Source organism: Azospirillum mesophilum (genome assembly GCF_053470405.2).
The window spans coordinates 1-1,354 of record NZ_JBPXMQ020000111.1 but is presented as its reverse complement, the minus strand read 5'-3'; the positions used below and the strand labels follow the sequence as shown (position 1 = coordinate 1,354).

Sequence of the window (1,354 nt, the reverse complement as noted above, 5' to 3'; positions counted from 1 at the left end):
CCTTCCCGTCGAGCAGCAGGGAGGTCATCATCTCCGTGCTGGTCGCGGCGGAGGCGAGGGCCTGCTCGTAGTTGTTGCGGTCGACGACCTCGACCTCGGGCAGCGGGAACAGCATCTTGGTGCCGTTCATGATGGCCTCGCGCTCGCGCTCCAGGAACTCGCGCTTGAAGTGCCAGGGCAGCACCAGATAGTAGTCCGGGCGCTGGGCGCGCGACTCCTCCTCGGAGACGATCGGGATGTCGGTGCCCAGGGTGCGGGCGCCGACCTTGCCGGGGTTGCGCTCGGCCGCGCAGTCGACCAGCAGGCGGTTGATGCCGTACCACTGCAGCAGCACGTTGCCCTTGGTCGAGGCGCCGTAGATGTGCACCTTGCCGCGCCGCGCCTGCACGTCGAACAGGATGCGGTTGAGCTCCTCGCGCAGCGTCTCGATGCGCTGCTGGAACACCTGGTAGGGCTTGTCGGTGTCCAGCTCCATCTCGAACTCCTGGATGCGGAGCCGATGCAGGAAGGCCTTGTCCTCGGGCTGGCCGTAGGACAGGTTGGCGGCGTGCGTGGCGTAGCAGCGGATGCTGCCGCCGTTGATGTCGTTGAGCTCGGCCTTGAAGATGCGCAGGCCGGCCTTGGCGGCGATGGTCTCCAGCACCGACAGGCTGTAGTACTCCAGGTGCTCGTGGCACACCGTGTCGAAGGAGTTCTGCAGCAGCATCAGCGGCAGGTACGACATCTCGAAGACCCAGACGCCCTCCGGCTTCAGCAGCCCGGCGATCGCCGAGGCGAAGCCGACCGGGTCCTCCAGGTCGTAGAACATGGCGATCGAGGTGACCACGTCCAGCCCGCCCTTGGGCAGCACGGCGAGCGCCTGCTCCGACGGGAACACCGTGTTGACCACGGTGGCGCGGTCGGCGATCTCGTTGGCGATGTCGGAGGGGTCGACGCCGTAGCGCGTGGTGCCCTCCGGGTAGTGGAAGAGCAGCGTGCCGTCGTTGCAGCCGATGTCCAGCACGGTCGGCGCGGGCGTGCCGATCAGCCCCATGACGCTGTCGACGATGCCGTGCAGGTGGTTGCGCATCGTCGCGTTGGTGCCCGAGCGGTACCAGTAGTTGGCGTACAGGATCTCCGGCGGGAAGCTGTGCGCCAGCTGCAGCAGGCCGCAGGCGTGCTCGTCCTGGGTGACGTCGCAGCGCACCAGCTGCGTCGGAAGCTTGCGCGTCGGCGGCAGCAGAACGCCCGGCTTGACGAAGGACCCCTGCAGATACTGGTCGCCGAGGTCGATCACCGGCTTCAGCTTGGTCGAACCGCACACGCGGCACGTCTGACGATAACGCGGATGCAAGACGCCCCCTTTTCGATCGCC

Annotated in this window: 1 protein-coding gene; it reads right to left on the bottom strand. The window is 67.1% G+C overall.

Going from position 1 to position 1,354, the window contains the following annotated elements; genetic code table 11:
- Window positions 1-1,303, bottom strand: a 1,303-nt coding sequence (locus tag ACSVC7_RS32640; RefSeq protein WP_448208762.1) for a class I SAM-dependent methyltransferase, incomplete at its 3' end; no start/stop codon positions are given.
- Between the last annotated feature and the right edge of the window lie 51 nt (window positions 1,304-1,354).